Source organism: Microbacterium sp., from assembly GCF_031988965.1.
In the GTDB taxonomy this organism is placed as follows: domain Bacteria; phylum Actinomycetota; class Actinomycetes; order Actinomycetales; family Microbacteriaceae; genus Microbacterium.
The window spans coordinates 936-1,144 of the sequence record NZ_DALZXX010000298.1; the positions used below are offsets into that span (position 1 = coordinate 936).

Sequence of the window (209 nt, forward strand, 5' to 3'; positions counted from 1 at the left end):
GCTCACCACCAGGCAGACGTCCTCCGCCGTGAGGTGGCGAGCGGCGATCTGCTGGGCGATCGCATCGGCGATGAACTCCGCCGACCGCCCCGAGGCCGTGAGCCGCATGGCCAGGTCGTTCGCGATGGGCGACGACAGTCCGTTCGCGAGCACGAGCAGGCGACGGGCGGATGCCGCGAGACGCACCGCCTCGCTCACCGCATCCGGAT

Annotated in this window: 1 pseudogene; it reads right to left on the minus strand. The window is 71.3% G+C overall.

What is annotated here, in order from left to right:
• Positions 1-209: pseudogene (locus RTM68_RS18910) on the minus strand (MurR/RpiR family transcriptional regulator); the annotation flags it as partial.